The 22810-nt window shown below is 34.3% G+C and carries 31 protein-coding genes and 2 tRNA genes; 23 read left to right on the forward strand and 10 right to left on the reverse strand.

The genetic code is table 11. The annotated features are described in order from the left end of the window. Positions 1-9: 9 nt before the first annotated feature. The 9 genes from DSQ20_RS10990 to DSQ20_RS02520 are packed head-to-tail and all read left to right on the forward strand — an operon-like array spanning position 10 to position 4752. Positions 10-93 (forward strand): hypothetical protein, encoded by an 84-nt coding sequence (locus tag DSQ20_RS10990; protein WP_370464198.1) that lies wholly within the window; start codon positions 10-12, stop codon positions 91-93. Then, positions 93-773, forward strand: a complete 681-nt coding sequence (gene rrp4 / locus DSQ20_RS02485) for an exosome complex RNA-binding protein Rrp4 (protein ID WP_007549844.1) — start codon at positions 93-95, stop codon at positions 771-773. The genes DSQ20_RS10990 and rrp4 overlap by 1 nt, the downstream gene beginning before the upstream one ends. Then, entirely contained in the window at positions 773-1507 is a 735-nt protein-coding gene (rrp41, locus tag DSQ20_RS02490; protein ID WP_007549845.1) for an exosome complex exonuclease Rrp41, read from the forward strand. Before rrp4 ends, rrp41 begins: the two co-directional genes overlap by 1 nt. Next, the gene (rrp42, locus tag DSQ20_RS02495) at positions 1508-2326 is read left to right on the forward strand and encodes an exosome complex protein Rrp42 (RefSeq protein ID WP_179365905.1); all 819 of its coding nucleotides are present in this window, start codon (positions 1508-1510) and stop codon (positions 2324-2326) included. It begins immediately after the preceding gene. Between the two features lies 1 nt (position 2327). Next, positions 2328-2537 (forward strand): 50S ribosomal protein L37, encoded by a 210-nt coding sequence (locus DSQ20_RS02500; protein WP_007549847.1) that lies wholly within the window; start codon positions 2328-2330, stop codon positions 2535-2537. Beyond that, complete coding sequence (locus DSQ20_RS02505; RefSeq protein WP_179365906.1) at positions 2524-2766, forward strand: KEOPS complex subunit Pcc1; 243 nt, start codon at positions 2524-2526, stop codon at positions 2764-2766. Before DSQ20_RS02500 ends, DSQ20_RS02505 begins: the two co-directional genes overlap by 14 nt. A 24-nt stretch (positions 2767-2790) precedes the next feature. After that, entirely contained in the window at positions 2791-3222 is a 432-nt protein-coding gene (locus tag DSQ20_RS02510) for a prefoldin subunit beta (RefSeq protein ID WP_179365907.1), read from the forward strand. A 51-nt stretch (positions 3223-3273) separates the two neighbouring features. Continuing rightward, entirely contained in the window at positions 3274-3960 is a 687-nt protein-coding gene (locus tag DSQ20_RS02515) for an ERCC4 domain-containing protein (protein ID WP_179365908.1), read from the forward strand. Between the two features lie 33 nt (positions 3961-3993). Continuing rightward, positions 3994-4752, forward strand: a complete 759-nt coding sequence (locus tag DSQ20_RS02520) for a sulfurtransferase (protein ID WP_179365909.1) — start codon at positions 3994-3996, stop codon at positions 4750-4752. Here the strand turns inward: DSQ20_RS02520 and DSQ20_RS02525 are convergent. Beyond that, a complete protein-coding gene (locus DSQ20_RS02525) occupies positions 4711-5217 on the reverse strand; it encodes an NOB1 family endonuclease (RefSeq protein WP_007549854.1) in 507 nt (168 codons plus the stop codon). The genes DSQ20_RS02520 and DSQ20_RS02525 overlap by 42 nt on opposite strands. Next, entirely contained in the window at positions 5207-6022 is an 816-nt protein-coding gene (locus tag DSQ20_RS02530) for an NAD(+)/NADH kinase (RefSeq protein WP_179365910.1), read from the reverse strand. Before DSQ20_RS02530 ends, DSQ20_RS02525 begins: the two co-directional genes overlap by 11 nt. 92 nt (positions 6023-6114) lie before the next feature. On the opposite strand from DSQ20_RS02530, the gene DSQ20_RS02535 reads away from it, so the two are divergent. Genes DSQ20_RS02535 through DSQ20_RS02550 form a run of 4 tightly spaced genes read left to right on the forward strand, consistent with a single transcriptional unit; the run spans position 6115 to position 10356 of the window. Further along, the gene (locus tag DSQ20_RS02535) at positions 6115-6960 is read left to right on the forward strand and encodes a sulfurtransferase (protein ID WP_179365911.1); all 846 of its coding nucleotides are present in this window, start codon (positions 6115-6117) and stop codon (positions 6958-6960) included. Between the two features lies 1 nt (position 6961). Beyond that, entirely contained in the window at positions 6962-7273 is a 312-nt protein-coding gene (locus tag DSQ20_RS02540; RefSeq protein WP_179365912.1) for a hypothetical protein, read from the forward strand. Between the two features lie 36 nt (positions 7274-7309). Then, positions 7310-8260 carry a 4Fe-4S binding protein gene (locus tag DSQ20_RS02545; protein WP_179365913.1) on the forward strand — a complete coding sequence of 317 codons (951 nt, stop codon included), beginning with the start codon at positions 7310-7312 and terminating at the stop codon, positions 8258-8260. Positions 8261-8313: 53 nt separating this feature from the next. Next, entirely contained in the window at positions 8314-10356 is a 2043-nt protein-coding gene (locus DSQ20_RS02550) for a cellulose synthase family protein (protein ID WP_179365914.1), read from the forward strand. Here DSQ20_RS02550 and DSQ20_RS02555 read toward each other — a convergent pair. Next, positions 10353-11870 (reverse strand): chemotaxis protein, encoded by a 1518-nt coding sequence (locus DSQ20_RS02555; RefSeq protein ID WP_179365915.1) that lies wholly within the window; start codon positions 11868-11870, stop codon positions 10353-10355. The two genes, DSQ20_RS02550 and DSQ20_RS02555, sit on opposite strands and share 4 nt — an antisense overlap. A gap of 407 nt (positions 11871-12277) precedes the next feature. On the opposite strand from DSQ20_RS02555, the gene DSQ20_RS02560 reads away from it, so the two are divergent. Then, positions 12278-13591, forward strand: a complete 1314-nt coding sequence (locus tag DSQ20_RS02560; RefSeq protein ID WP_218841292.1) for a cation:proton antiporter — start codon at positions 12278-12280, stop codon at positions 13589-13591. After that, on the forward strand, positions 13584-14015 hold the full coding sequence (locus tag DSQ20_RS02565; RefSeq protein ID WP_179365916.1) for a hypothetical protein: 432 nt from the start codon (positions 13584-13586) through the stop codon (positions 14013-14015). The genes DSQ20_RS02560 and DSQ20_RS02565 overlap by 8 nt, the downstream gene beginning before the upstream one ends. 1 nt (position 14016) lies before the next feature. Here the strand turns inward: DSQ20_RS02565 and DSQ20_RS02570 are convergent. Beyond that, positions 14017-14093: transfer RNA gene (locus DSQ20_RS02570), tRNA-Gly, on the reverse strand. 63 nt (positions 14094-14156) lie between these two features. On the opposite strand from DSQ20_RS02570, the gene DSQ20_RS02575 reads away from it, so the two are divergent. Next, positions 14157-14420, forward strand: a complete 264-nt coding sequence (locus tag DSQ20_RS02575; protein ID WP_179365917.1) for a hypothetical protein — start codon at positions 14157-14159, stop codon at positions 14418-14420. Here the strand turns inward: DSQ20_RS02575 and DSQ20_RS02580 are convergent. Continuing rightward, positions 14412-14921: a 50S ribosomal protein L16 gene (locus tag DSQ20_RS02580; RefSeq protein ID WP_179365918.1), complete on the reverse strand. Its 510-nt coding sequence runs from the start codon at positions 14919-14921 to the stop codon at positions 14412-14414. The genes DSQ20_RS02575 and DSQ20_RS02580 overlap by 9 nt on opposite strands. A gap of 95 nt (positions 14922-15016) precedes the next feature. On the opposite strand from DSQ20_RS02580, the gene endA reads away from it, so the two are divergent. Continuing rightward, positions 15017-15580 (forward strand): tRNA-intron lyase, encoded by a 564-nt coding sequence (endA, locus tag DSQ20_RS02585; protein ID WP_179365919.1) that lies wholly within the window; start codon positions 15017-15019, stop codon positions 15578-15580. On the opposite strand, the gene DSQ20_RS02590 is transcribed toward endA, so the two are convergent. Further along, complete coding sequence (locus DSQ20_RS02590) at positions 15577-16230, reverse strand: DNA repair helicase (protein ID WP_179365920.1); 654 nt, start codon at positions 16228-16230, stop codon at positions 15577-15579. The two genes, endA and DSQ20_RS02590, sit on opposite strands and share 4 nt — an antisense overlap. A 123-nt stretch (positions 16231-16353) precedes the next feature. Here DSQ20_RS02590 and DSQ20_RS02595 point away from each other — a divergent pair, with 123 nt between their 5' ends. Next, on the forward strand, positions 16354-17766 hold the full coding sequence (locus DSQ20_RS02595) for an MFS transporter (RefSeq protein WP_255458304.1): 1413 nt from the start codon (positions 16354-16356) through the stop codon (positions 17764-17766). A 36-nt stretch (positions 17767-17802) separates the two neighbouring features. Here DSQ20_RS02595 and DSQ20_RS02600 read toward each other — a convergent pair. Further along, a tRNA-Glu gene (locus DSQ20_RS02600) sits at positions 17803-17878 on the reverse strand. A 110-nt stretch (positions 17879-17988) separates the two neighbouring features. On the opposite strand from DSQ20_RS02600, the gene DSQ20_RS02605 reads away from it, so the two are divergent. Both DSQ20_RS02605 and DSQ20_RS02610 read left to right on the forward strand, forming a co-directional pair. Continuing rightward, positions 17989-18873, forward strand: a complete 885-nt coding sequence (locus DSQ20_RS02605) for a hypothetical protein (protein WP_179365921.1) — start codon at positions 17989-17991, stop codon at positions 18871-18873. A gap of 53 nt (positions 18874-18926) precedes the next feature. Next, the gene (locus DSQ20_RS02610; protein WP_007549872.1) at positions 18927-19070 is read left to right on the forward strand and encodes a hypothetical protein; all 144 of its coding nucleotides are present in this window, start codon (positions 18927-18929) and stop codon (positions 19068-19070) included. A 35-nt stretch (positions 19071-19105) separates the two neighbouring features. Here DSQ20_RS02610 and DSQ20_RS02615 read toward each other — a convergent pair whose 3' ends face one another. Then, positions 19106-19270, reverse strand: coding sequence for a hypothetical protein (locus DSQ20_RS02615; protein WP_007549874.1), 165 nt, complete (start codon positions 19268-19270; stop codon positions 19106-19108). An 80-nt stretch (positions 19271-19350) separates the two neighbouring features. Between DSQ20_RS02615 and DSQ20_RS02620 the strand changes: the two genes are divergently transcribed. After that, positions 19351-20862 carry a peptidase gene (locus DSQ20_RS02620; protein WP_179365922.1) on the forward strand — a complete coding sequence of 504 codons (1512 nt, stop codon included), beginning with the start codon at positions 19351-19353 and terminating at the stop codon, positions 20860-20862. Between the two features lie 50 nt (positions 20863-20912). Beyond that, entirely contained in the window at positions 20913-21272 is a 360-nt protein-coding gene (locus DSQ20_RS02625; RefSeq protein WP_179365923.1) for a tetratricopeptide repeat protein, read from the forward strand. 5 nt (positions 21273-21277) lie between these two features. Here DSQ20_RS02625 and DSQ20_RS02630 read toward each other — a convergent pair whose 3' ends face one another. Further along, entirely contained in the window at positions 21278-21754 is a 477-nt protein-coding gene (locus DSQ20_RS02630; RefSeq protein ID WP_179365924.1) for a hypothetical protein, read from the reverse strand. Positions 21755-21835: 81 nt separating this feature from the next. Here DSQ20_RS02630 and DSQ20_RS02635 point away from each other — a divergent pair, with 81 nt between their 5' ends. Further along, on the forward strand, positions 21836-22480 hold the full coding sequence (locus DSQ20_RS02635; protein WP_179365925.1) for a hypothetical protein: 645 nt from the start codon (positions 21836-21838) through the stop codon (positions 22478-22480). On the opposite strand, the gene DSQ20_RS02640 is transcribed toward DSQ20_RS02635, so the two are convergent. Continuing rightward, a complete protein-coding gene (locus tag DSQ20_RS02640; protein ID WP_255458305.1) occupies positions 22461-22775 on the reverse strand; it encodes a nitroreductase/quinone reductase family protein in 315 nt (104 codons plus the stop codon). The genes DSQ20_RS02635 and DSQ20_RS02640 overlap by 20 nt on opposite strands. Positions 22776-22810 lie beyond the last annotated feature (35 nt).

Consider the following 22810-nt stretch of genomic DNA (forward strand, 5'->3'; position numbering starts at 1 on the left):
ATACTTGAAATACCCGCTGGAGCAAGGCCAAATGTGATTGATAGATTGGGTTCTATAACCAAAGGTTCTGCAACAGTTGAGGTTATGAAGTAATGGAAAACAAAAGAAAATACGTTATACCTGGCGATGTAATCACAACTGGCCCTTTCAGACCAGAACAAAATGTAATTTTAGATGGAAACAAAATTATTTCTACGGCTATAGGAATTTCAGAAATTTTCGATGATTCTATTAAAGTAATTCCATTGACTGGAAAATATATCCCAAAAATCGATGATCTTGTAATTGGCAAAGTTGTATCTCATACCTCGCTTTCTTGGGAATTAGATATCAACTCATGTTATGTTGGATTTTTACCTGCTCAAGATGTATTTGGACGAGATTTTTCTGCACATGCTGATGAACTTTCATCCAAGCTAAAGGCAGGCGATCTAGTCGCAGCCAGAATTGCTAATTTTGATAGAACCCGAGATCCACTTGTAACAATAGCTGATAGAGATCTTGGTAAGATTGACTCTGGTCACCTAGTTTCAATATCTACTAGTAAGGTACCACGCTTAATTGGAAAAAGAGGAACTATGATCCAAATGATTGAAATGGCTACAAATGCAGCTATTACGATTGGCCAAAATGGTTGGATTGTTGTCTCCTGTGAGACTCCCGAGGGATTATTAAAGGCAAAAAAGGCAATCAAAATGGTTGATGAAATGGCACATGTTGCTAATTTGACAGACCAAGTGAAAGAAATGTTAGAATCAAAAGGTGAATCATAATGGGCGGAAGAGAAGCAACCCTAGTTCTACTAGATGAAAATGGAATTCGTTGTGACGGTAGAAAAGTCGACGAACCAAGACGAATCATGATTAAAGCTGGCGGATTGAAAAATGCTGATGGTTCAGCATACATTGAATTTGGCGATAATAAAATTTTAGTTGGAGTATTTGGACCACGTGACGTTCATCCAAAACATATGTCAAACACTGATACTGGTATTTTACGAGTTAGATATCATATGGAGCCATTCTCTGTAACTGAGAGAAAAAATCCCGCTCCGTCAAGAAGAGAAATTGAAATTTCCAAAGTTATCAAAGAAGCTTTAGAACCTGCAGTTATGTTGGAAAAATTCCCAAGAACTGCAGTTGATGTATTCATTGAAGTTCTTCAAGCTGATGGTGGTACTCGATGTGCTGCCCTTTCTGCAGCATCAGTAGCATTGGCTGACGCTGGAATTCCAATGAGAGATATGGTAGCAGCTTGTGCAGCAGGAAAAGCAGCTGACACAATTATTCTTGATGTTAATAATGAAGAAGACCAAGCAGGACAAGCAGATATGCCTATTGGATATATGCCAAGTCTAGAAAAAATCACATTACTTCAATTAGATGGTGTGTTAACACCAGAAGAATACAAAAAATGTGTAGAGACTGGAATTAAAGGCTGTAAAATTGTTTATGAATTACAAAGAAAAGCACTTACTGACAAATATTTTGGAAACGGGGAAAAGTAAATGACATCGACTAGCGTACTTGATGATCTAAAGAAATCTCAAATTCTAGAATTATTAGAACAGGGAAAAAGGGTTGACGGAAGAGCACTAGATGAACCACGAAATTTGATCATTGAAACAAATGCAATTCCAAAAGCAAATGGTTCTGCAAGAGTTCGATTAGGTGATAGTGAAGTAATCTGTGGTGTTAAAATTCAACCAGATAGACCTTTTCCAGATATGGGTGACAAAGGAATATTCATTTGCACTGCTGAGCTTTTACCACTTTCTCATCCAACTGTTGAAACTGGACCACCAGGCCCTGATGTAATTGAACTAGCAAGAGTAGTAGATAGAGGCATTAGAGAAAGTCATATGATTGATTTAACTCAATTAGTAATTGAAAAAAACAAATCTGTAGTTGGAGTATTTGCTGATAATGTTGTAGTTGATTATGATGGCAATTTGTTTGATGCATGTGCTTATGCTGCAACAGCTGCAATTCTCTCATCGAAAACTCCAAAATGGGAGATGAAAAATGATGTGCCAACTTTAGTTGAAGGAGAAGAATCCGATGTTCCAATTTCTACTATTCCAGTTTCTGTAACTATGGGCAAAATAGGAAACCACATAATCGTTGATCCAAACGGTGATGAATGGAGCAGTATGGATGCAAGAATTACAATCACTACTGATTCTAATGGAAACATTTGTGCTTTACAAAAAGGAGGAAATGATGGATTTACTTTTGAAGAGGTAATAAAATGCGGTGAATTATCAGTCAAAGTAGGTGCAAAAATAAGAGAAAAGTTAAAACAAGCAAAGGAATCTGGTCAATAAAATGGCAAAACAAAAATCACTAAAAGGCTTGGGCGCACGATATGGTATTAAAATTAGAAAACAATATTCAAAAATTCATTTTCAACTAAAAGAAAAAAGACATTGTCCTGAATGCGGTTCTCAACAGTTTAACCGAGATGCAGTTGGCATATGGTCTTGTAAAAAATGTAGTTTCAAAGTAGCTGGAACAGCATACGATGTCAAACTTTAGTGCTAAAATTATTGTTGACGCAAAAGAAAAAACAAAAGCAATTTTTGATTCAATAAACACTGATAATGATTTTTACCCAGAAAATCCTACAAAAACTAGTATATCATTTGATAAAAAAATTACAATATCTGTAGAATCTGATCATATGCCTCATTTAAGAGCAAATCTTAATTCAACTTTGAGATTAATTCAGGCAAGCTATGATTCTATTGAATCGGTAAAGATATAATGAAATCCCGGAATTTGTATTAACATGTCAGCAGGACAAATGCCACCTTGGCTTCAAGAGCAGCTCATGAAGATGCAACAATCACAACAAAATCTTCAATCTATAATGACACAAAAACAACATCTTGAAATGGAAAAAGTTGAAACTGAAAAGGCACTTGAGGAATTAAAAAAAGCAGCTGACGATGATAATGTATACAAACATGCTGGTTCTATTTTGATAAAGTCTACAAAAAAAGAACTAATCGATGAATTAGAAGAACGAAAAGAAATGGCAAAAACACGTGCAACTGTTCTTGAAAAACAAGAATTAAGAATTAAAGAATCACTCAAAGAACAAGAAGCAAAAATTACTGAAATGATGCGAGGCCCATCTGCTGGTACTCAGTCACCAAAACCATCATCTGGAAGTACACAAATTCCAAAACCACAACCAGACGATAATCCTAGAAAATAACCATTATGTTCATTTCAAAAGGATATTAACAAATTAAGAAAATTACATTTAGTGAAACTAGAAAATTTACGAATCATAGTAGATGAACGAGAACGTAAGAGTGGTATCCCTGACTTGCTAAAGTCTGTAGGTCTTAATCTTGAAATGAAGACTTTACCAATTGGAGATTATATTGTTGCACCTGAAACTGTGGTGGAACGAAAAAGTATTCGTGATTTACTGTCTTCTGTTTTTGATGGTAGGCTTTTTGATCAATGCTCTAGACTAAAAGAGCACTTTGAATTTCCAATAGTACTGATGGAAGGAAATGTCGATGAAATTGAAGAAATTACCGATAACCCCATGATCTTTTATGGTGCATTATCGACAGTTGCTTTAGATTTTAAAATTCCAATAATTCCTACCCCCAGTGCAATGCATACTGCAAAATTGCTTGTTTCATTATGTTCTAGAACTGATGCGATTAAAGGACCATATCTAAAAAAAATAAAAAAATCAACTGATCTAGAAAAACAACAATTATCTTCTCTTTGTAGTTTGCCAGGAGTTGGAGAGAAATTTGCAGTTAGGATGCTTGAGAAGTTTGGAACCCCGTTGAAAGTATTTACAGCTACTACCAATGAACTTGCAAAAGTTGAGGGATTAGGGGATGCAAGAGCTAAAAAAATAAAAAAAGTACTTGAATCTCAAAGTAAACATCTAAAAAAATCAGATCAAAAAACTTTACATGATCCATGATACTGTTAAATAAATTAACAAATCTGTGTCGTTATGCTAGTCTCAATAAGTTGGTTAAAAGATCATCTTTCTGACCAAGACATCATACTTTTAGACACTCGTCCAAAAACTATGTTTTTGTATGGTCACATACCAAAATCTCAATCACTTACAATAGATCAAGTAATTCAATTTGATCAATTCGGTTCTAATTTGGTCGCTGATGAAAATAAAATTGCTGAACTTTTTGGCTCACTTGGAATTGATGATTCAAAGACTGTAATAATTATTGGAGACTCTATGGATCCATCTGCAGCTAGAATTGCATGGACTCTGCTTTATTTTGGACATGAAAAAACATTTTTGCTTGATGCAACTATTATGGACTTGCAAAAAAATGGATTTGAATTAACAAAGAAACCATTTACTTCACAACCTGCAAAATTTATTCCAAAAATTAAATCTGAAATTCGTGTAGATGCTATACAACTTAAAGATAATTTGAGCAAATTTACAGTATTGGATGCAAGAACTCCTCAAGAGTTTATGGGAGGTCATATTCCACATTCAAAATTAATTCCATTTACTGATGGGATAGCATACGATGGAAAGTTGTTTCAAACAAGGGATTTTTTGGAAAATCTTTTCTCTCAAAGTAATGTGTCAAAAGAGAATGAAATTGTATGTTATTGCATGCATGGACACAGGGCGTCAAGTTTGTTTTTACAATTAATGATTGCAGGTTATCAAAACATCAAGTTGTATGATGGATCATTTGTTGACTGGTATGGAAGGAGACTCCCCCTTGAGTAATTTTCTCTTTAGAGGAGTGCCGCACATTGGACACTCTTTTCCCGAAGTATGATTTGTGTGACATCCTGGGCAATAATGAACCCATTTTCCAACATCTTGAAAAGTATTTGTCATGATTGGTGATATCTTCAAACCAATGTTTTTTGCAACATTTGTAATTGCAAAATCGTCGGAAATAATCTCACCTTGCAAATTGATACACAGTGCAATTATTGAAATATCTTGCTTTGATAGCTGCGGAAAGTCTCCTGTTTCTTTGGCAGATGCAATTGCCGTATTTGTTGATTCTTTATCTGGATCCATTATTTTTAATCGATTAGTCTCTAAGAGAGTTCCAAGTGCATCCTCATTTTTTTTGATATGTTTTATCTCCTCGTATACTAGAGATGTTGTATAACAATCACTTGCCGACCCAAACGGGACTCCAGCATAAAATGCACTCGCATCTAATATTCTAAAATCCAAGTTTACTCATCTGTCTCAGTCCTCGTTTCTTCAATCTAACAAAGACTGCTGGTTTTCTATATTTCTTTATAGTTATCGGTTCTCCATATCCTGCCGATTTTACTACCTGTGCATCCATTACTATACTACAGTCATGAGATGATATTATTTCTATTTTTTCATCTGGCACTACTATTGATTCTAATCTGTAAACTGGGGCTACTGGTGTAATGATCAAAACATCCAAACTCTCATGTAGAATTGGACCGCCCAATGAAAAAGAGTGTCCAGTTGATCCACTTGGAGTGGCAATTATTACTCCATCCATCTTCTGCTTTACAGTATCGTTTTGAAATTTGATCTCAATCTCGGCAGTTTTTGTAAGGTTTGTCCTACAGATGTATATCTCATTTAATGCTGGTGGAAATTCTTTACCACCACTTGAGGCCACTACTCTGGTTCGCTTATCTAAGAAGAATTTGTCTTTTAGAATTTTATCAATTGCGTCATCTATCTCATCTATTGTTATCTCCGAAAGTATTCCTCTGTTTCCTCCTACGTTAATTGTTAGAATTGGAGTTTCATTTTCAAGATATCTAAAAACTCTAAGAGTCGTACCATCCCCACCCAGAGTAACTACTAGATCGAGATCTTCTTTTTTTAATTCATCTAATGCCTCTACTTTTTTTGCACCTTCTACTTCTACTGGTGCAATTGTGTAAACTTTGGATTTTCTTGCTAGAAACTTTTTTGTAATGATTCTTGCAGCATCTTCAGACTCTTTTGAACCTACTTTACTTACCACTGCTACTTTCTGAAGTTTCAACTAGTTCTACTAAATCTCATTTAGTTAAAAAGATATTTTTTATTTAATTTGCTGCAAAAACAAATAAGTATGAATCCAATTTGTACAATAGCATGAATTACGCACATCCTGAAGTTTTAGTAGATACAGAGTGGATATCAAAAAACCCCCCAAATACAAATAGAAAATTAGTTGAAGTTGATTATGATCCTGTTAACGGATATCAAAAAGGACACATTAAAGGCGCATCTCTGATTTGGTGGAAACGAGACATAAACGATCCTGTTACTAGAGATATTATTAATAAAAAACAATTTGAAACACTAATGTCAAAAAATGGAATTACTGAAAACTCTGAAGTTATTCTTTATGGAGATTTCAATAATTGGTTTGCAGCATTTGTTTTTTGGGTTTTCAAATACTATGGCCATGAAAATATAAAAATCATGGACGGTGGTCGAAAAAAATGGGAACTGGAAAGCAAAGAATACACTACAGAAGAACCACCGATTCCTCAATCAACATACAAAGCACAACCTCCAGACGAAGGACTCCGAGCTTATCTGTTTGATGTTAGCAGAGCATTAGGACGAGAAGATACTGTCATGGTGGATGTAAGATCTCCAAAAGAATTCTCTGGAGAAATTACAGCACCTCCAGAATATCCAATGGAGCATGCACAACGTGGTGGACATATCCCAAAGGCAAATAACATTCCTTGGGCAACTGCTGTAAACGATGCTGATGGCACATTCAAATCTGTAGAACAACTCAAACAAAATTATGAATCAAAAGGAGTCACTCCAGACAAAGATGTTATCTGCTATTGTAGAATTGGAGAGAGATCATCTCACAGTTGGTTTGTCTTAAAATATCTACTTGGATACTCAAAGGTTAGAAATTATGATGGCTCCTGGACTGAATGGGGTAACATGATCGGAAATCCTGTGGAAAAATAACTTGTCACTAGATCTCCCAATACTTCAGAAAGGATCATTTTATTTCATAAAAGATGGAGTTGGTAATTTTATTTTAGAAGACAAAACCAAACGAGGACTAACAGTAAAGGAGACATCCATTGATGAAAAACTACATGTCACAGCCGATAAAGGCATGATTCATGACATGGATGGAATCGGACATTGGGTGGCTATTAGATGGTATTTTCCAAAAACCCAATTTAATCTCGTTAAAATTTCCGAGTACGCTGAAGCAATGGAAAAAAAGTATACTGAACTAAGAGAGCTTACTTGTCCTGACGACAGTGACTGATAACCTTTTTAAAGAAAATCAATTCATAAAAACCAGATGTCATTACTTTTAAAAGATCGCGTTTGGTCAATGGAAGCACCAACTGCAAAACGTGGGGTGTATCCTCTTCATGGATTCAAACTTGGACTTTATAGATTACCAATTAAACTAGAAGACCCATTAGAGATTAAATCTGTACATGATGGTCTGAAAAAGGCATTTGAAATGGATGCATATGCCGATAGAATCTTTGCAACATATCGATGGAAAGAACAAAACATGAAAGATTCTGATGCAAAGGGATACGAAGAAGTAGAATTGTCTGTTACCGTTGAAATTGTTAGTGGCGAAGTGGTTGATATTATTTATCAAATTTTCCCAATTGAGAAATTTGGTGATCCAAATTGGGTTAAAGATTATAGAAAAAAAGCAGATCATTTTGCAAAAATGGTCATTGATACTATCTTGCGTAATACTATCTTGGCAGATAAGATGATTTCATATCTTGCAAAAGCTGAGAAACTTAATCATGCTCAAGCAACACAAAGACTAGAAGATCTTACTCCTCTTGCAAAAATTGTTCTTAATGCTAAACCAAAAGCAACAGAAGCTAATGAAGATGAAATCGAAGAAGATGATGGTGCTGAAATTGAAATTCCAGATGGAGCAAAGCCTGGACCAATTGATGTTGCTTACAAATCAAAGATGAAACCATCTACTCCTTTTGATGCTAATGGGTATACAATCAAGACTTGGGGCCGAAAAGGAGCTAACAATGGAATTCTTGGTGTATGGGGAGAGTTTGTCTCTGTTGATTATGATATTTGTATTGCCGATGGTGGATGTATAGAAGCATGTCCTGTTGGAGTCTATGAATGGTTTGATACCCCTGGTAATCCAGCCTCTGAGAAAAAACCACTCATGTCAAAAGAACCCGATTGCATATTTTGTCTTGCATGTGAAGGCGTTTGTCCACCACAAGCAATTAAGATCTTTGAGCAAAAATAAGTAAATTATTTTGCAACTATAAATAGCGACTAAACATTTTGTCAAATTAGAAGATGGTCCTTAATCCATTTAACGTATTTGTTTTTGATCTGTTTATAATATCTGCCATTATTATTACTGCATATACTTGTAACTTTTACTATCTTACATATCTCTCAATAAAACGAAAAGTAAATCCTACAACAATAGAAATAGGAACGCCTACAATTACTATTCAACTACCAATCTATAATGAAAAATATGTTGCAAAGAGACTAGTTGATGCAGTTTGTGCGATGGATTATCCAAAAGACAAGATGGTGATAATGGTTCTTGATGATTCAGATGATGATACTGTAGAACTTTTGTTTGATGTCGTTAATACATACAAAAAACAAGGATTTCAAATTGAACACATTAGACGTGGTACAAGAAAAGGGTACAAGGCAGGTGCTTTGAAATACGCAATGGAGATTACTGACACTGAATATGTGGCAATCTTTGATGCTGATTTTATTCCACCAAACTGGTTTCTTAAAAAAGCAATTCCTCATTTTGTAAAGCCCAACATTGGACTAGTTCAATGTCGTTGGGGTCATGTAAATGAAAATTATTCTGCAATTACACAAGCGCAAGCCCTTAGTCTTGATTTTCATTTTCTAATTGAACAAAAAGCAAAAAGCAATTCTAATTTATTTATGAACTTTAATGGAACTGCAGGAATTTGGAGAACTGATTGTATCTCTGATGCAGGAGGATGGCATACTGCCACACTTGTTGAAGATCTTGATTTGAGTTACAGAGCTCAAATGAAAGGTTGGAAATGTCTCTTCTTGCCAAACATTGTAGTTAACGCTGAACTACCAGCTCAAATGAATGCAGCAAAAAGGCAACAATTCCGATGGGCAAAAGGCTCGATTCAATGCGCCATTAAATTATTGACAGACATTGCACTAAAACGAAAAATTGGAATCGAAGCAAAAATTCAGGCATTTGTACAGCTAACTCGTCACATTGTTTATCCTTTGATGCTTATTCAATTTCTCACATTACCTGTTCTTTTAGCTTCTAACATGAATCTCTATTTGGTTAGTTTTATTCCCGCTTTGACCATTGCTACATATCTTGCAATGGGTCCAGGTGCGTACATTATGATAATTCAAAGTATGTACCATAAATCTTGGAAATCAAAAGTGAAAATTTTGCCAGCACTACTTGTTTACAATGCAGGAATGTCTGTCAATAATAGCGTAGCAGTGTTTGATGCTATCTTTGGAAAAAAGAATGAATTTCTAAGGACTCCTAAATATGGAATTGTTACCAAAAAAGACAACTGGAAAGACAAGTCATACAATTTACCATTTACAAAAACAACACTTCTTGAGATATTTTTTGGTGTTTATGGTCTGATGGGAATTTTAATTTCAATTTTTTCAAACAACCCTGTATTTGCTCCTATCATTGGGTTGCAAACCGTCGGATTTTTCTACATCTCTTTTATGAGTCTCTCTCATACAAGTTTTAAAAGAAATAAATCACTCAACGTTCCTGCTTTAACCAAGAAAGAGAAAATGGAAAAAAGAACATACCAATTAGCAATGATTGGAGTACTTGGAATCATAGTCTTTGGAGCGTTTATGTCAATTAACGGCTACCATGCCGATGTTTATCCACTTGATAGGATACGTGGAAACTTGGATGGAATAATCGGCTCAGCTGATCCAGAGGCCATTAAAATTCATTTAACTGCCATTAAACAAGACCTGGCAATTGTTATGGAGAAATTACCTGAAAGTAAAAACCCAGTCTGGGTATTTCCAACAGAATCTACAAACTTCCTTCGAATAGATCGTGATGTTGAAAACATGCTTGCAACTGCTCAAACACTTACAACCGTTTCTCCAGATAGTGCAGCATTTCAAACTGGTATGACTAACATAGGTGAACGCTCTTTATCTATTCGTCAAAATATTATGGATGCAACTCCGTACATGTTTGTCAGCATTTCTAATATCATATTTAGTACAATGTGGATAGCTGCAATTTTAGGAATATTTGCAATTCTTAAACGAAAGAAAGATCAACTAAATACATTTGATGAAGTACCAGGCGTCTAAGAAATATTTAATTCGGTTCTAATTTCATCTACAGCTCTAATTCCGTAAATATCTCTAATTTGTTGAATTCTAATTGATTCTTTTAGCAGATCTTTACCAATTGCATTTGTTAGAATCGTAAAGATGTCACTAAATCTTACTTCCCATTTATCTGCACAATCTAAAATTTTACTTACTGCCCACTGTCTTACTTCATGTGGTAATGGAATCTTTTCTCCTGCTTCTATTGACAATCTATCAAATAAATTGATTATCTCGGCAGTTTGTGTTGCCATATTTTCAAGATCTTTTGAATCCCCATACTTTGATTCTGCATGCATTCTGATATTTGATTGATATTCTGACAGCTTTAGTAATGCCATCACTTCTTTTGATGATTCACTAGATGCTTTACTTGTAGTGCTTTTTACCTGTTGCATCTCTTCAAAGATCTTATCTGATTTTTTATGAAACTCTGCAGTTGATGCGTCTTGTCGTTTTAAAATATCTGAGACTGAAGAAATTTTTTGTTCTATTTTATCTGTCTTTTCAAAAACATTCTTTTTGAAATTTGAAAAATCTTCTTGGACTGATTTTAATCCCTCTCCTACAAATGCCGTAGAATCTGCTCTATGTGATAATGAATTAATTTCAGTCTCAATTTTATCTATTTTTCCAGATATACTTTTAATAGAATTTATGCTCAAATTAGACGCAGAATCAGCATTTCCTGCAATAGTGGTGAATTGTTGCTTTAATCCTTCGATGACTCCTCCCAAAGAATCAATCTTGGCAGCTTTGCCTGCAACTGCATCAATTGCAATTTTAATTGCATCTAACTCTGTTCTGAGTTTTGATGCCGAATTTATGTCATCTTTTATTTTTCCCAACTCTTGATTCAAGCTGGATATTACTTGTGATGATACATCGATATTTCCAGTTTTTTTGGTTACTTCCTCAATACTGTTTTTTAGATTGTCAATCTCATTACCGATGTTTGATAATGAATCTGTTTTCCCAGCTACTTTTCTAAGATCATCTCTTACTTCGTCAATTCTTTGTGCAATTTTTATTATCATCTGTGAATTATTTCTCATCGAATTCATACTGTCTTCTACTTGCTGGGCTAACTCTAGAGTTTTTGGAGATGATTTTTGTAATTCATTTATTTTGTGTACTTCTTCTTGGAGTCTAACTGTTTGCTCGTTAATTTTTGTAACTATATTAGCTTGAGTTCTTACTTGATTTAATCCTGCGAAAAGTTTCTGTGTATCATCTTCTAAAATGTTAATTTGTTTTGATTGTTTTTGTATATTTTCTAATGTCTGTGCTAAAGTGTCAATCATTCCTTTCATTGATACAAGTACCTTCTGATTATCGCCGAAAATTTTTGACATTACTTTGATTTCTTTTTGTAATGCTTTACTCGAATCTGTCACCGATGCTACTTTCTTTAAAATGGCTGCCGGTGTCGGTTCACGTTTTACGGCTTTTTTTGAAACTTTATCTGCTTTCTTTGCATCCTTTGCAGCCATATCAATTAACATTGCAATATGATGTTAAAAAAGTTAGGTGTAAAATAAAAAATGTAATGAGTTACTTGTTGACAACTTCTGGCTCATGTAGTAACTCATGAAATGTTTTTTCTGCTAGCCCATTTGAAGTCTCGATAAACCCTCTTGGGCAATATTCACATTGAATCATATAGTACGGTATGGTACCGTACTATTAATGCTTGGGTAATTGTGATGTTACCAGTTATGCAGTCAGATACCCCAGGTCATTTCTCTACATTATTTTCAGTTGACCTACTCATCATTCTGCAATTAGACTAATGAACATTAAGCATAAAGAGGTTCAAAATATAACCAATTGAAAAATATTGTTGAATTCTTTTTGCTGTATGCGCAACTGTTTTTAAACAAATTTGTTCAAGTCTATTGTGGATATCTCTTTTCTTCAGATTGACCTGTCTGGAATTTCTACAATATTTGAACAGTTTGTATCTGTCTTTAATCCAATTACTGACTTTCATAGATCATTTGTCACAGATTTAGCTTTTATCATGATTATTGGGGCAATTGTGACTCTTGCTTTCTTTAAAATTAAACAACCTCTGATCATTGGATATCTTTTTGCTGGTATGTTGTTGGGACCTTTGTCTCCTCTTTGGTCTTGGCTTATTCCTCCTGTGGGTATTCATGATGTGATGAAAGGCGTGGGAATTTTAACTGATTTATCAGCACTTAATCTTTTTTCAGAAATTGGAGTCATACTGCTTCTTTTTGTAATTGGAATTGAATTTCCTTATGCAAAAATCAGAAGCATTGGAAAAATGGCTATTGGGGTTGGCACAGTTGGCCTGTTTATGACACTTGGTGTAATCTTTTATGCTGCAAGCATGCTTGGACTAAATTCAATGGATTCATTATTTATTGCTGCAGCACTTTCAATTTCCAGTACAGCTGTTATTGTAAAAATTTTAGAAGAGATGGGACGAATAAAACGAGAATCAACCATTCTCATATTGGGAATCTTAATTGTAGAAGATATTATCGCAGTCATTTTAATTTCCTCTCTGCAATCAATTGCGTTAGTTGGAACTGTATCTATAGAATCTGTTTTGATTGTAGTTATTGTTGCAACAGGTATGATTGCAGGAACATTTACTCTTGGAACTAGAATTATCACACCTCTAATAGATAGAGTGGCAGCAACTGAGCATCGTGAAATTTTGTTACTTAGTGTATTAGGTGTATGTTTTGGTTATGCTTTATTGGCAAACCTTGTTGGTTTGTCCGTTGCTATAGGGGCATTTCTTGCAGGAGTGTTAGTTGCAGAATCTAAATCATCTGAAGTTTCAAAACTTTTGGCAAGTCCGATTAAAGATATGTTTGTAGCCATATTTTTCATATCAGTTGGTGCCCTGATGGATGTTTCTCAACTTCAAAACTACATTATCTTGGCAATTGCACTAATTGCAATTGCAATTGGTATGAAATTTGGAGGAAACGTTGTTGGCAGTATTATATTCCGTCAAAAACGTGGAAAGGCAATTCGCTCTGCATTCACATTAGCTGCTCCTAGAGGAGAATTTTCAATTATTATAATCAAAACTGGAGTTGATATTGGTGCTGTAAGTACATTTTTGTTCCCATTGATTGGTGTGATATCTATTGTTACTACGTTTATCACACCATTTATGGTACGTGCCAGTGATAAGGTAATACCAATATTTGAAAAGAAAAATGTCTGATGAACTAAAAAAATTATCTGAACAAGTTCATGATGGTGTAACCACATTTGATTTTGAAGGAAAAGATGTTCCTTGTATTATTTTAGAAGAAAGAAAGTATGACGAAATAATTTCTAAAGTTGCTGGAAAGTCTCTTGCAATTAATACTGATCTTAACATATTGCAAGATGGGCTAGGTCATGTTTTTGTAGAGGTTGTCTTAACATTTTCTCAAGACGGAATTGTTGAAAAACTTTTAATCAATGCAAACAAAGATTTGTTCTTTTTTGAGTCTCTTGCAAAAACTTCAATGATTGCACTCTCCTCCCCAAAATCTACATATGGAAAAGATAATGTCTTTATGATTCAGATACCCAAGCCTGAAAAAGCTGAAAACGCGTTAGAAATCATACGACGCGGGTTGGAACAAAATAATCAAAGATAGATGGTGCAGTTACCGGGATTTGAACCCGGGTCACGAACTTGGCAAGCTCGAATATTAACCAAACTGTACTATAACTGCAACAATCCTAAGGGATGAATTTGGATATTAAACTGTTTTTAACTAATGTAACATAGTTAACTTATGGATGAAATACTAATGGGGAAAATTAAGCAAAAGATCCATGATACTATTTCAAACAAAGAGGAAATACAACAATTAATTCAATTCCTTTCTAATATTGATGATTCAAAATCATTTGCACTTGGTATTGTTGTTGGAAGACTATACAACGCATTTTATTATCAAACAAAAAGAATTTTAGGTCGTGAACCAACAGATGTTGAATTTGCAGAATTTTTAGAATTTGTTAAAAGTAGAAAATCTGATTTAGAAAATTTATGGTGACATCTTTTTTTGCCAGTCAATTACATTGATTTTTGGTGTTCCTGGTATTTTGACACATGCACTTCTGAGAGCTTCTTTTGCTTTTTCTAGGTGTGGTGCATTAACATAAAATTCCATAATGCATTGATTACGTGCAACTCTTGCTCCCAAGCTTGTAGCTTTACCCCAAGCTCTTCTCATTCCTTCTGAAATTCTATCTGCACCTGCAGTTGCAACCATTTTATTTTCTCTTAATAATACGTGAGGGTAAATTCTTAGTCTACCAAAATAACCTGTTTCACCAGTAGCCTCTTCGAGTTTTTTACTTGCTGATAATCTGCATGATTCAATTGCCATGTGTCTTATCTGGACTTTTTCGTTTAAGAGTAATTGGACACAATAATCATAGTTTGCTCTCTTTCCTCCTTGAAATTTTGCAATTTTTATCTGTGGATTACCTTTGATGAAGTCTTTTCTACAGAATGGTTGTCCCTTTCCAACTCTATAATTAGCGCCATGCATGATAATTCAACCCTGAATGCCCATATTTTAACGGTTAGACAACCTCCATTCGTATCTCCAATGCTTATATGGAAAACCATCGACCTTCTCTCATTATGGAAGAAACCCCTTTAGTGAAAGGTGAATTGGTCTCAGAACAAACTTGTGTCACAGATAAAGAAATGATTCATGAACTTCAACTCAAAGGATTTGGAGAAATTGAAAAAGAAAAATTATTTTTAAAGTCATTTGAGTCTCTTTATCTGTTATATTCAGATAAACTAATTCTTCGTAAGGGCAAAAAGCAAATTAATTTTGATGACTTGTTGAGTGTCTGCCAAAAAAATGATCCTGAAACCCTAACAAAATTTTTGATCTATCGAGATTTGAAAACCAGAGGATATGTCGTAAAAGATGGATTTGGATTTGGTTCTGACTTTAGAGTTTATGAAAGAGGACAATTCGGTGAAAAAGGAGCAAAATTTCTAATTTTTGGTCTAAATGAAGGTCAACAAGAGAAAATGGGTACTCTTCAGAAAAAGATTGAACAAATAACTCAGATGGGTAAAGAACCTGTAATTGCTGTTATTGAAAGACGTGGAGAAGTAATTTATTATAAAATTAATCGAATGAATTTTTATGAAAACAAAGCAGGTTTAGAAGAACTATCTCAACTTTAAACTTCAAACACCCATTCAGGTGAATATTTCAAAAGATTGTTTCTTTCTGCTTCCATAAAGTCATGAACTTGAACAAATTTTGTTTTGTTTTCCCACAAGTCTTCGAAATCTTTAATCTTTCTCTCTATTCGTGATTTATCATTCCATGATGTAAATACATCCACTGATTCAAAATCTCTAACGTTGGTAGAAAGCGATGATGAAGTTCCAGTAAATGCCACTGCATCTCCAGTTCCATCTTTGAATATCCCAATTCTTTCTGAAAATAAATTGGAAACCATTTCTGAATTTGTAATTGCTATTTTTAATTCAATTTGGCCATTATTTATGAAATCTTGCAGCTTTTGAATTTTGACATCTCTGATTAACTTTCCATCAAAACGTTTGGTGTATTTTTCATTGAAGAGTTTTGTTAGTAGGTTAAGATCTCCTATTTTGAATTTATTGCCTGTAATCATTCTTAATCTTGCTTTCCCTGAAGTAAAATTATCAAAACCCATTGCAATACCTGTTAGATTTCGGATTGACAAATAATCAACACATCTATCATATTCTGTACATGTAGATAGACATGGAAAGAAAAATTCTGCAACTATATCATTTCTATCTGAACGGTACTCTTCTTCAAACTTGATATCTCGTAATTGCAATATTTTTTTAATATGATTTTGTTATTTAAACAAACAATTCTTTGCCAACTATGATCAAATCCTGTCTTTCTTTTTCATGTAAAGATATTTTAAACTTGAAAATTGGATTTTGTTGCTCATAAATTGACAGTAGAAAATGAAAAGATTACTCGTTCAGCTTGGTTTATCCTTGGAACCCTCAGTTGTTTGGGACTAATTGCCATGTATGCTGAAACGATGATCTTACCAGCAATACCTACACTTATCGAAGAATTCGATATGCCCTATAGTACATCGTCATGGATTTTATCCTCATACATGATTGCAGGTGCAGTTGCAACCCCAATTGCTGGCAAGTTATCTGATGTGTATGGCAGAAAGAAAGTCTTGCTAATTGTAATGTCTATTTACTCTGCAGGAATTTTAGCTGGAGGATTTGCAGATAGCTTACCGTTTATGATTGTAGCAAGAGTAGCTCAAGGAATAGGCATTTCCATGTTTCCAATCGCATTTGGAATAATTAGGGAGGTGTTACCTGAAAAGAAATTAGCAGTTGGACAGTCTATCTTTACTGCAACATTTCCAGCTGGTGCTACATTAGGTTTGTTGATGGGTGCAAATATTATTCAACACTATGGCTGGCATGCAACCTTCTTTACCGTTTTTCCTATTGCAGTGTTACTTGGTTTGTTCATACTAAAATTCATTCATGTAAAATCATTATCAAATATTTCAGAAAATAAAATTTCTTTAGACATCAAAGGCTCCATCTTTCTTGCCATTACAATAATTTCATTTCTAGTTGGTATTTCTTACTTGGAAACCAACACTGGAGATGTCTTTGAATCCATCATCTTTTTTGCATTAACTATTACATCATTAATGATATTTGTTGCAATAGAGAAGAAAGTACAATCACCATTAATTGACATGAAACTCTTGAAAAACAAAATGCTGCTTTTTGGAATGCTAATTTTGCTTATTGCAGGATTATGTACTTTTATGGTGTATCAAACAATTCCAATTATGATACAAAGCCCACAACCATTAGGTTTTGGAGGTTCTGAACTAACAACTGCTACTGTCCAGATGCCGTTTATGATAATCTTTCTAGTTGGTAGTATTCTCTCAGGTTTTGCACTAGAGAAGATTGGAAATAAGAGGCTCACTGTAATTGGAACAGTAGTAGGTACTATTGGATTTTTTAGTCTTCTCATGTTCCATTCTACAGATTACATGGTAACAGTAACGCTTTCAATAATTGCTGCAGGGTTGTCGCTTGCATTTATTGGTGGATTTAACATTGTTTTGTTATCTACTCCAATTCAATTTGCAGGAATAGCACTTGGCATGACATTGCTTTTTAATTTGATTGGTCAATCCATCGGGCCTTCTATTGCAGGAATGTTTCAGCAAATGCATCGAGGTACAATAGAGGGAATTTCAGGTAGCTTTCCAACCCATGAGGCATACACTATGATTTTTGTTACAGCGTTTGCAATATCACTTGTATCAGTCGCTTTTGCCATTACGCTAAACCGAAAAATTACTACATAAATCGAACCTAAAATTAATGGATTATCAAAAATTAAATGCTCCCGTCGGGATTTGAACCCGAGATCACTGCCTTGAGAGGGCAGTATGCTTAGCCGGACTACACCACAGGAGCTTGTTCCAAAACAATCTCCATCTCAATTTAAAGGAAATGTTTTGACAATGAGTCTTTGGTAAAAATTAGTAAGTACGTTGCTTTATACAAAATTCTAAATTAATAATTTCATGGACTTGAAAAAATTTATCGAAGATCAATCTTTGACAAATTTCCCTGTTGGTTTTGGAGGATGTAGAGCAATTAATTCATTTTTTGATTCATGTGACTATGATATTACAATATTTGACAATAAATCTGAGACAGAAAAAATTATCTCATATGATAATAACTTTATAAAAATTCATCATGGCTCATTAAATGAAACTAATTCTAACATTCTTGTAAAATATGATGGAATGCAAATTATTCATGATGAGTCATGGGAACTTCGAATGTTTCTTTCAAAAATAAAAGAGAAACGTTCTATTCTTTACAAGGATAATGCAAAAAATTGTCTGTTTAATTCTCTTTTTTGTTGTGAAAAAACCAAAGAAGGAATTAACACTTCAAATGTGTTTTCATCTTGTTGGCAAATCTGCGCCTCTTATTTTTTAGCTGATGCAATTTATTCTCTAAATCTATCTGCTCCAAATCCTACTCATATGTTGGATATGATGCGAAAATTCAAGAAAAATCAAATTAATGAGCATATCTCAACTGTGACTCAAACTGTCGGAATTGAAAGAGCCACTCTTCCTCTTTTAGACAGGATGATCAAATCTACCATCGGTTTTTCTGATAAAGTAGAACAAAATAATCACTCAAAAATAATTCAACAAAAATCAGACTATTTCATAAAAAATTCAATGCTCTCGGATTGCTATTTTTACTTGGGATACATAAATCGAGATAATTTTGAAAAGATCAAAGACAAAATTGACCATCAGCCAGATCTAATCCATATCCTTAGAGTCGCCTTTGATATTGAAGCTGACTCTAATCTGCTTGAACAGCAGGCAAAACTCATTCAAAAATCATGCAATACTGTTCTAAGCCTTGTCTCTGGTGCGTAATTTTCCACAATCTTGTACTAACATTTTAAAATAAGTAATTACATTGCGTATCTATGACAGATCAAGCATGTGGATGCGAAGCAGATAGCGGCGATCCAACTTACTCATGTGATTGTGATATGCAAGGTCATTGTATATGCAGCGCAGATTGCAAATGTAAAACTGACGTTTGTAAAGAAGCAGTCAAACAACTGTAAATCAAAGTTGTTTTAATTTTATTTTTTCTTTTTAATTATTCTTCTTCCTCTAATCCCCAAGATTTTACCAGTTCTTTTTGGAATTTGTCGGATTGTTTTTCATCTAATGAAAATCCACAATTTTTATGAGTTGGAACTACAGTCATTCCATCAAGCTTAAACTCTACTTCATACAAGTGAACTTTTGAGCATTCACACATTCTGTAAATTCTTGATTTTTCCTCTATATTTGCTTATTTGAATAACGTTTAACTATCCGTAATGTGCATTTTTTTGTGAAATGAAGGCATTGTTTTTAGTTTTAACTATTTCTTCAATTATGATTCTAGGTTCATTTCATATTCCATCTGCGATGGCACAAGTTCAAGCAGGTGGTGTTGAATTGCCTGGTGATCCAACCTGGTTTGTTGGAGAAGGTCTCAAAAAAGGTGATTTCTTTTCATATTCAATGTGTCATGTAGATTATAGAGAATGTGTTCCTTTTGAAATGGACATGTGGATTAAAGGTGATCAAAAAACTGGTTCTGAAGACAAATGGCTTGTAGATGTTGTTGTTTATGATGGAAATAAAGTGATTAAAGGAAATATGGAAGTTGGAAAACTAGCTCCTGAGCCATCAGGCGGTACTGATAATCTATCGGTGTATAGAGGTGCATACAAATCATCTATTGCGTGGTTGTCTGCTTTTGCAAATGGATATGATGAAGGTGGTGACAAAGGTCCAAAAAAATTCTCTGCTAAATCTTGGGGTAAAATTGCAAATATTGGTGGCGAGCAAGTAATCCCATTTGCTATTGAGAAAGTTACTGTCAAAGCTGGAACATTTGACACTGTTGATATCTCTTGGAAGACAGGTGGCGTTAGAAGTCATGTTTGGGTTGTTGATAATTTCCCATTTCCCGTTAAAGCTCACACATACACTCATGTTTCATCTGGAATTCCACCCACAGAATACCAGTTTGAATTATTAGATTACAAAGAAAATATTGTCAATGATCCATTTGCAAAAGTTATTTCTACTGAAGATACTTCTGATTTTAAGGGATGTCCAAGTACTGATTCTCTGAATAAATCCATAAAGAGACCTACCAAAAATTTTGAATATCAAATCCATGCTTACTATAGTCCCGATTTCCCAGTTGAGGGATGTCCAATGAAATGGCAGATAAACTTCCTTAGTAAATTTCACGACACTGAATTTTTGAATCAAGTTCAGTTTGATCTTATGGTTGTAGATGACAAATTCACTTTGCCGCCATTGCGTTCTGTTGCACAAGATCAGGGATATCAGTATCTGTATTCTCCATCTGGACTAGCTACGATCGACATGACTGTTAACCATGAACCTGGTATTGCTCATTTTGTTGTCTATGTTTATGGATTGGCTCCTCAGGGAATTGTACCATCAAATCCTATTGATTATCTTGTAATTGATCTTCCAATATCTGCAAAGACTGGTGGTACTACCTCAAACATCCCATCTTGGATTAAAAACAATGCAGGATGGTGGGCTGATGGCTCAATTGATGATAACTCCTTTGTACAAGGCATACAATTTTTGATCAAAGAGAACATAATTAAAATTCCACCCACATCACAAGGCACTAGTTCTACTAAGCAAATTCCATCTTGGATTAAAAACAATGCAGGATGGTGGGCTGATGGCTCAATTGACGATAAATCCTTTATCGAAGGACTCCAGTTTTTGATCAAAGAAGGAATCATGAAAATTCCTCGAGCAGCTTCAACCTCTAGCTCAAGTAGCTCTGGCCCTGCATCATGGCTTGATTAAAAATACTTTTTTCATGTACATTCAAATTGTTTGATTTTAAAGTTGATTAAATGACAGGATTATTCAGCTATCCAAAACGACGTCTCAAAAAACTAGTTAAAGATGGAGATTATTCAGAGGCACTTGAATTTGGAAAAAGTTTGGAGGAAAAATTTTCAAAAGATCCTGATTATATGTTTATGATGGGAAGCATCTATTTTATTTTAGAGGACGCAAAAAGAGCGATTCCATATTTTGAAAAGGCGGCTCAGATGACACCTAATGATGTTGAGACTTTGACTTTAAAGACAAATGTTCATCTTGCATTACAACAAAAAGATGAAGCAATTGATTGTTGCAAAAGAATCATAAAATTAGAACCAGAAAACTATGAAGCACATGGCCTGCTTGAAAAATTAGAATCTCTTTAAAACATTTAATCTATTTTCATCTCATATGCATTTTCTAATAGCCAATCACAAAATTTTGTAACGTTTTGATCAAATTCAGTCCAGATGTGAACTGAATGAGGCAAAATGTCAATCTTCCAGTTATCTGTAAACACTCTAACTCCTTCTTTGTTATCATACATGTAAGCGTCTTCCACTTTGATATCTCCTAAAACTTCCTTTGCTTTTTCTTTAATCAATTCTCGGTTAATTGGAAATCTCTTTTTATCATAATCTACAATCAAGCTAAGATCTCTTTTTCCATACATCTCAAATTCTTCAATTCTTCCTTCTTTTGGAAAATTAACAACTAGTTTGATGTTGTATTTTTTGCCAACTTCCTTGCCAATCTCTACTATTCTTGCATATGCCATGCCTGGATTTTTCTTTAACATGAAGCGAATTTGTGGTAGATTGGATTTTAGCTGTTGTTGAAGATCCGTTACTATTTCTGTGAATAACATGATATTATTAATTTGAAACCGGTTATATTCATTAATCTTGTGACCTGATTAGTTTTTTTAGATGTAAAAATAATTGTCATTATGGCAATGCCAATGGATTACAACGGTGTACGAATCGATGATGGTTCTGAAAGAACAGACAATGTAAATGATTACAAAATAACTTGCATGGATTTTATCAAAGAAATATCTCATGATTATGAAGCATGGGTTGATTATTACAAACTTCCAGAAGATGAAGACAAAATTAGGCGAAATGGAATTCGCTCAACCATAGAAAGAACAAATGACTGGATTGCTAAAGTTGCCCAAACAATCAAAGCAGTTGATGTTGTCATGAATGATGGAATTCAAAAGATGGCAGAATCCACAGCAGGAAAGCCGCTGGAGTTTGGTGTTTTTGTAAATGGCAAATCAAGCTATACTATGGCAAAACCTGGAATTATAGATGTAAATGTAAAATCAAGCGGTAGACAGGGAAGAAAAACAAAACTAGGATTTCATTTTAAAGATGATAGATTTAGAATTGAATCTACATGTGGGGCATTTTTAGATGAAACTGATTTGCCAACAAAAGACTTTGATTTAATGGATATTCATCTAAAACTACATGCAGAAAATGCAAAACAACGTGATGTCATATCCTTTACTGTTACTGTTAGTGAAATGGAAAATGATGTAGAGTTTGAACGAAGGGGATTAACCACTATTGTTCATATAGTGTAATCTCTATTGCAACTCTTTTTTCTTCTGCTCTTTTTTCGCCTGGATACTTTAATTGAGAAATTTTTTGCTCTAGTTTTTCATCATCAACTACTTTTGCCTTGCCCGTATACCTTGAATTATCAAATTCTATGATTACATCAGGATTTGCCACTGCATTTTTGAACCAGTCTCCGTCTGGTCTATGTCTTGAAAAATAGATTTTTTCATTATACTTTACAGCACGAAGCATTACCGAATGTATTCTGCCTGTCTTTCTGCCTTTTGTGCTTAATACCGCACGAAATACTTGGCTCATCACCATTAGGCAATACTTCTGTCAAGTAATTTAAC

The sequence above is a fragment of the Nitrosarchaeum sp. AC2 genome, from assembly GCF_013407385.1.
Taxonomy (GTDB): domain Archaea; phylum Thermoproteota; class Nitrososphaeria; order Nitrososphaerales; family Nitrosopumilaceae; genus Nitrosarchaeum; species Nitrosarchaeum koreense.